The sequence below is a fragment of the Sulfitobacter maritimus genome (assembly GCF_013346665.1).
In the GTDB taxonomy this organism is placed as follows: domain Bacteria; phylum Pseudomonadota; class Alphaproteobacteria; order Rhodobacterales; family Rhodobacteraceae; genus Sulfitobacter; species Sulfitobacter maritimus.
This window is the reverse complement of sequence record NZ_JABVBB010000017.1, coordinates 59,810-66,345: the sequence shown is the minus strand read 5'-3', so window position 1 is coordinate 66,345 and position 6,536 is coordinate 59,810. Positions and strand designations below refer to the sequence as shown.

Sequence of the window (6,536 nt, the reverse complement as noted above, 5' to 3'; positions counted from 1 at the left end):
CCGGGCCCGCCATCGCCAGCGTCAGCCGGATGCGCATGGTACGCAGCATCTCCATCGCCGCCTTGGCCGCCCGTGCCGCCCGGTGAACCGCCATTATAGATCACATCCGGATTGCTCACGCTATCGTTGTCGGTCAGATTGTTTGTCTGATCGAGCGAGAACGCCATATCGTTGCCAGAGCCATTCAGGGCATCGGCCAACAAGCTATCGATGTCGAACTCGCCCAGATCATCGAAATCGACTAGGTCGTTATCTTGGTCATTGTCGTCGTTACTATCTGTGTTTCCGACATTCCGCTGGCTGTTGTCAGTATTGTCGGTATCGCGTCGGTTGCCGTCGTTGTCGTCGTTGCTATCTACGTTTCCGACATTTTGCTGGCTGTTGTCAGTATTGTCGGTATCGCGTCGGTTGCCGTCGTTGCTGTCGTTACTATCTACGTTTCCGACATTCTGCTGGCTGTTGTCGGTGTTGTCAGTATCGCGCCGGTTGCCGTCATTGCTGTCGTTGCTATCTACGTTCCCGACATTTTGTTGGCTATTGTCGGTATTGTCGGTATCGCGCCGGTTGCCATCGTCATCCGACTGGTTCACACGGGACCTGACCGCATTGGCCTGATTGTCACCACTATTGCCCTGATCGGCATCGATTGCGTCATCGTCGCGAACCGCGGTGGCAGCCCCCGCAAGTGCTAGGGCGATGGCATTGTCATCATCAATGAGAGACATTTTTTTACTCCGTTTATGGTCGGAGACGGTGATCACGGCCTCGCAGCGGCTATCTCATCTGCGACAGACCTAGCTCTCCGTTTCCCTGTTCACCGCGGCTAGCTTGCCGGCCCCCTCATGGGGTCGAGCTCCGCAGTAGGAGAAGCATGCGTCACCTCTGTCCAATTTAACGACACGCCAATTAGGGTCTTAACCGCTGTCATATGGGGTTAACCCTAATAGGTGAGGGCTGCTGGGAATTTGGAAAAACGCTAAGACTGCCTACACTTTTGCTTTGGCAAGAATGAAAGATCTCTAGTCTGCGGGGTTTGCGTGCTGTTCCAGCCGCGGCAGCAGAGCCCAAAGTCGCTGATTGATGCGGCCCAGTTCGTCGACCACTTCCGTGATCTTGGCCAGCCGAGCCGCATCGATAGGGCGGGTTCGGCCGAAGCTCAACCGCTTGCGGCTCTGTTCGACCCGCATTGAGCGGGTGGAAATCGGACGCCCTGCAGCGTCGAACTCGTAGGAAGCATGTTGCAGGTCGTTGCGCACCCTGCCGCATTTTTCGAGCGCGGTCAGAATATCATCCATTTCGCGCCGCAGATCCACGTCCGAAACCCGTACGCGGGTTAGCCGCGACACAAGGTCAGAACGCGCGCGCGCTGTGTTCAATGTGCCATACACCAGCGCTGCGGACACATCATCAGTCCGCAAAAGCACCATCATTAGATAGATCAAGACGCTCTCATTGTTCGACCATGACATGCTTAGCGCGCCAATCAGGGTCATGAGATGCTCGCGTTCGACAGCGCCGACCTCCGCCCTCGCGTTCATCTCGGTGAAATTGGGCGGTTGCGGAAGATCCCGTCTGGGCATGCTACGCTCCTGTCAGCGCGAGTTCGTCCTGTATGCTACACTGGTTTTGCCCATTCACAAAATCCGAGATTCGCAAGAAGGGGATCACCTTGCTGATAGGTGCGATGAATACCGCTGCAGCGCGTAGGCGCGCGACGCGCCTTCTCAGGCCGTATGTCGAACGCGCGGCCTGGGCAGGCGGCCCCTTGAGTGAAGCCGATTGGCTGACGTCGCGGTGTATCGGCTTCCTTGTCGGCGCGATCAACAGGATCGTCGCACAGGACAATCTTGAGGAGGAGGGGGTCTTCGCTGTTCAGCTTGGTGTCTGGGAAGATCTGACCTGTGCCGCACCTAGTCTGTTCGCCACACGTCTTTATCTGCTGTCCTCGGAAGGCGACATCGACATCCGCGAAGGTCACATCGCGGGCGCATTTTTTGCGGATGCGCTGTTGTCAGGCGACGAAGAGGTTGCTCGCACAGCGTGGGACGCGTCCCTCGGCGATCTAGGCTCCGCCAGATAGGCGAACTCGACAATTACTGTATGTTTAGCTCGCCGATCCGCTCAAGACCCGCTTGCCAGAATGTTGAAGTAGCAAGCGTAATCTGCTCAAGGCCATCGCCCAATTCCGGCATGTGTTCGGCGGCAAAAATGCCTATCCCGAAGGCGCAGAGAGTCAACAAAGTGACCAGTAGCTTGCCCGGTGCGCGTTTCGACAGTTTCGTGGAACCTTTTGCTCCCGCCCCCAACCGATCTTCGACCCGTTCAAGCATCTGAGCGATACGCGCCACCTCCCCGGTGGTAGATCCTTCAACAATCCGTCCTTCAAGCGTCGCCATGCGGCGGCGCAGGTCTTCGAACGCCTCTGTGAGGATCCGGGCGGGACTGGGCTCCCCCGCTGAGCCCGCCGATGCGGCAGGGTTGCGAGAGACCGGCTCAACAGCCGGGCGTTTGGGCGGAACGGGAGGCGCTTTGGCAGACGTATCGTGAACGACTTGGGCTTGCATGGATGCCTCCTTTAAAATGCCTTAGGCGAAATCGTAAAGATGTGAACAGAGCGTCTTTCGGCCAACAGGCCGCGACTCCACCTCTATGCTCTAAAGTGACCGCAACTGCCCCTGCGCGGCAATTGATACGATCGGGCTACTCCCTATAGGTAGGGGGCAACGACACCCCAAGACGCAGGTCGTAAGGCCGGCATCGGCTACGTGGCCCCCGACACTGTATTGCTGTCATCAAATCCACCGTTCCGGTGGCTATACTGCGGTCTTGTCTGCGAAGCCGAAAAACGAGCTGATCATCTTCAGCCCGAAGTTTCGCATGAGACTGGGCGCTTTACGACAATCCGCACTCCTAAAGCATTGCGCCTTAAACGATGCCCCGGGCGAGAAGGGAGGGGGTAGTCAGGTGTTGCAGCCCTGTGCTTAACATTGCAAACGCACCCCATAACAGCCCGCCCTGCGGCGCATTGCGCTGAATTTTCGAAAGTAAGGTGAAAACGTGAAAGTCCTGAGATCCGGAAAAATCCTTGTCATATGCGCCTTGCTAGCTGGTCTCCCGGCTTGTGGCTTCACGCCGGTTTACGGCACAAATTCTGAAACAGGAGCAATCCTTTCCGACATTGAGGTGGCCGCTCCAAACACCCGTGAAGAATATTTCCTGGTGCGCGACCTCGAAGAACAGCTCGGCCGAAACCTGAGTGCCAAGCATATCCTTAATTACGATATTGAGCTGTCCGAGCAAGGTCTTGAGCTTGCCGGGGCCAGCCGATCTCACGTGTTGGGGCGCGTAAGCTACCAGTTGATCTCCAAGAGCACTGGACAAACCATTGCCTCTGGCGCGGTGGAGTCTTTTACGTCATTTCTCACCAGAGACAATCTGAGCGTAGCTGCTCAACGTGATGCAAGCGAACGGCTGATCAAAATTCTCGCAGACAAGCTCACCACGGATATTTCCCTCAAGCTACTCATGTAACCGGCGGTTGGTCCAAGCCTCTTTTCAGCCGTAAGACGAGCGCGGCAGAGCCGCTGATGCTCAGAAATGGTCTGCCCGTAGAAGGCTAATATGTTCGAAGGAGGATCTAATATGCGCTCTTATCCCTGCTTGCGACGCCCTATTCTCGCCCAGTTTTTTTGATCTAGCCTGATCAATCCGCCCGGACCCGGAGCCGGATTCATGTGCTATAGGAAAGAGACCGATGGGCCCGATCTACACTTTCGACGACGTCATCGACATGTTGCGCCGCCGGTCGCGGGCAATCATCATGGTCATTCTGTTGGGCAGCATTGCATCCGTCATCAGCGCCTTGTCAGCGCCCCACGTCTATCAATCATCCGAAGTCATCCAGATCAAACTGCCAAAAGTCTCTAATGATCTTGCCCCCTCGACGGTTGAAGGCTCTCCAATGCGCCGCCTGCTGTTGATCGAGCAGCAGTTGATGGCGCGAGGAAATATCATTGATGTCATCAAAAAACATGACCTGTATAATGATATGCCAGCTTTGCGCATGAGCGACAAAGTCGAGCTCCTGCGAGGCTCGATCACCATCACAGGGGCTGGGTCCACAGGTGAGGGCTATGAGAATGACGGGATCCTCTCTACCTTATCTTTCACTGCCCGGATGAATGATCCTGCCGATGCGCAGGCCGTGGCGCGAGACTTCGCTGACCGTACCCGCAGCCTGTCGATCGCGCAGCGCCGCGAGCAGACCCTTGGAACCTTAGAGTTTCTTCAACGCCAAGAAGAAAACCTGATCCGCGACATTGCCACCCTTGAGGCCGAGCGTGCCGATTTCCAAGCAGCCAACGATCTGGCGTTGGAAGGTAGTCTTCTGTTTCGTCAAAGTGAAATCGGCAACCTAAATGAAGCGATCCTCACATTGGATCGGGAGATTGTTGCCACCCGCCTGGCCCGCACAAGGGTTTCTCCGAACGCGCGGGAGGCCACCATCGCCCGCAGGCAAGCTGAACTCGATGCAACGCTGGAAAACCTCTCGACCCAGCGAGACCAACTGGTGGAGCGACGCGATGCTCTGAACAGCAGCCTGCAAACTTCTCCTGAAGTTGATCGAGAGCTGGCCCGGTTCGAGCGGCGCTTGGAGCAGTTGCAAAATCAGCTGGTGATCACAACCGGGCGCCGCAGTGCAGCAAACGTGGGGGCTTCGCTGGAAATCGATAAACGCAGTGAAGAATTGATTACACTCGAAGCCGCTGAACTGCCGGAATATCCGATTACATCCAGTCGTACGATCATCGCTGCTATCGGCGGGGTGGGAAGCGTAGCTCTGTCTCTTATCGTCGCTTTCGTTTTGGAAATCCGCCATCCAGTTTTGCGCACCGCTCAACAAATAACCCGTGAAACTGGGATCACACCCTTGATCTCTATTCCCGATATCAGCGCGCCTGAGAAAGCAAACGTTTGGAAACAAGCTTGGGAGAAGCGTTCGAAAGCCGGATTGAAGGGGCGTGCGTCTCGCCGAGCACACAAGAAGGCACGGCCTAGCTGATCTTTTGATTTGCGGCCAGGGCTCGCTTGTTAGCCGCTACCTTTACTCCGATAGATGATGCAAGAAAAGTGAATCGAAACGTTCGACCGAAGCGTGGCGAATAAGGCCCTGATACGCGACGTGCCCACCCGGACCTTAACGGTGCGACGTTTCAACTCCTGCCGCACGCTGCGCTCCATCGGGTTGGAGGTGCGCATGCGGCGTCGGTGGTTTTTTGGCAAGGTGAAGACGGTGAGACCCTCAGGGACATTCTCCTCCAGCCATGCAGCAAGTTTCGGCGCTGTATCGCGATACTCGGTGACCAATTCGGCCAAGCTGGTTTCGGCCTTGACGAGGGGGGCCGCGTTCCAGATCTCGCGGAGTTCGGCACCGATGCGTTTGCGACCGGCAAGGTTCGGCGCGTGATGGATGGCATTTTGGGCGAGGTGAATTGACAATCTCTTCATCAGGCTTCCTTCATGCCAAAAGGACGAAGGGTAGCCGGTTACAGATTGCCTCGCAGCAGCACGTCACAGGGGCGGGCGGATAAAATCGGAACGGATGGACGCATAAACCGGAAACGGTGGGCGGATCACCCCGGAATACGCAGTGTGACGATAAGACCGGACAACCGATCTTGCACGTAGTCGCGCAGGGCGGGTTGAGGGTGAGCTTACTCGCTTTTGGCCGCTTAGCTGCACGATCAGCATGCCATTGTGCATTGATCGCACGCACGATATTCGAAGTCTCCGCCACGGGTTGCCGAATTGCGCCTGATCTCTCGAGAGATCGTGCTGGGCGATCTCCTAAGCTTGCGCGCTATGGCGCGGTCACCTGTGCCCCTCGCGCACTCCAAAGCTATTTCCTCACGTTCTGCGAAGGAAAGGCTACGGTTCTTCGATAAGGGCGCCGATGGCGCAAGATGTGTGGGAGGCATTCCATCAGAGCTCCGAAACCATCAGGTTCCAACAGGGGCAGAGACACCGGCATCAACGGCGGCATCCTCACTGGATAGCCCCTCTGTAAAGGCCCGCCAGAACCGGCATAGATTCTCACGTTGCCAGACTGGCGGCCTTCCTGGAGAGTTTAATTTGTCCCGAGTCGAACGTTCGGACCTTCGTTTGCCTGTTTTTGTCATCTACACCTCCATCAAAGGGGTGTTGCGACGACCGGTTGAAACCGCCCAGTATGTGTCAATCCGCTATACCGAACGTCTGGCTGAAGCCGGGATCGAACCCTCGGTGGGCAGTGTAGGTGACAGCTATGACAACGGGCTGGCAGAGACGATCATCGGCCTCTTCAAAGCGGAGGCCATTCACCGGTTGGGGCCGGCCGTGGAAGACCGCAGAGGCGGTCGAGTGGGAAACTCTGAAATGGGTCGATTGGGGATATGTCACGCCGCATGAAGCAGAGGAGATGTTCTATGCAACCTTAAACTCAAATGAAAAAGCAGCCTAACATGCGAACCAAACGCTCTCCGGTAAACCCGGGGCGG

At 56.4% G+C, this 6,536-nt stretch carries 6 protein-coding genes and 3 pseudogenes; 4 read left to right on the top strand and 5 right to left on the bottom strand.

Annotation, left to right across the window (positions count from 1 at the left end; translation table 11 throughout):
• Both HTT03_RS00605 and HTT03_RS00600 read right to left on the bottom strand, forming a co-directional pair.
• Nucleotides 1–725: pseudogene (locus HTT03_RS00605) on the bottom strand (hypothetical protein); the annotation flags it as partial.
• A gap of 294 nt (nt 726–1,019) precedes the next feature.
• Nucleotides 1,020–1,580: a hypothetical protein gene (locus HTT03_RS00600; protein ID WP_174857897.1), complete on the bottom strand. Its 561-nt coding sequence runs from the start codon at nt 1,578–1,580 to the stop codon at nt 1,020–1,022.
• Between the two features lie 185 nt (nt 1,581–1,765).
• On the opposite strand from HTT03_RS00600, the gene HTT03_RS00595 reads away from it, so the two are divergent.
• A complete protein-coding gene (locus HTT03_RS00595; protein WP_174857898.1) occupies nt 1,766–2,080 on the top strand; it encodes a hypothetical protein in 315 nt (104 codons plus the stop codon).
• Between the two features lie 13 nt (nt 2,081–2,093).
• Here the strand turns inward: HTT03_RS00595 and HTT03_RS00590 are convergent, their stop codons facing one another.
• Nucleotides 2,094–2,564 carry a hypothetical protein gene (locus tag HTT03_RS00590; protein WP_174857899.1) on the bottom strand — a complete coding sequence of 157 codons (471 nt, stop codon included), beginning with the start codon at nt 2,562–2,564 and terminating at the stop codon, nt 2,094–2,096.
• A 493-nt stretch (nt 2,565–3,057) separates the two neighbouring features.
• Here HTT03_RS00590 and HTT03_RS00585 point away from each other — a divergent pair, with 493 nt between their 5' ends.
• A complete protein-coding gene (locus tag HTT03_RS00585) occupies nt 3,058–3,531 on the top strand; it encodes an LPS assembly lipoprotein LptE (RefSeq protein WP_174857900.1) in 474 nt (157 codons plus the stop codon).
• Nucleotides 3,532–3,754: 223 nt separating this feature from the next.
• Nucleotides 3,755–5,062: a GumC domain-containing protein gene (locus HTT03_RS00580; protein WP_174857901.1), complete on the top strand. Its 1,308-nt coding sequence runs from the start codon at nt 3,755–3,757 to the stop codon at nt 5,060–5,062.
• 29 nt (nt 5,063–5,091) lie between these two features.
• Here the strand turns inward: HTT03_RS00580 and HTT03_RS00575 are convergent, their stop codons facing one another.
• Complete coding sequence (locus HTT03_RS00575) at nt 5,092–5,508, bottom strand: transposase (RefSeq protein ID WP_217482684.1); 417 nt, start codon at nt 5,506–5,508, stop codon at nt 5,092–5,094.
• 149 nt (nt 5,509–5,657) lie between these two features.
• Nucleotides 5,658–6,179 (bottom strand): annotated as a pseudogene (locus HTT03_RS18925) (transposase); the annotation flags it as partial.
• Between the two features lie 43 nt (nt 6,180–6,222).
• Between HTT03_RS18925 and HTT03_RS00565 the strand changes: the two are divergent.
• Nucleotides 6,223–6,499 (top strand): annotated as a pseudogene (locus HTT03_RS00565) (IS3 family transposase); the annotation flags it as partial.
• Nucleotides 6,500–6,536: the final 37 nt, after the last annotated feature.

Bases quoted from the DNA above. Each gene is read 5' to 3' on its own strand.
- HTT03_RS00600 (WP_174857897.1), bottom strand. From the start codon at position 1,580: ATGCCCAGACGGGATCTTCCGCAACCGCCCAATTTCACCGAGATGAAC.
- HTT03_RS00590 (WP_174857899.1), bottom strand. From the start codon at position 2,564: ATGCAAGCCCAAGTCGTTCACGATACGTCTGCCAAAGCGCCTCCCGTT.
- HTT03_RS00580 (WP_174857901.1), top strand. From the start codon at position 3,755: ATGGGCCCGATCTACACTTTCGACGACGTCATCGACATGTTGCGCCGC.
- HTT03_RS00575 (WP_217482684.1), bottom strand. From the start codon at position 5,508: ATGAAGAGATTGTCAATTCACCTCGCCCAAAATGCCATCCATCACGCG.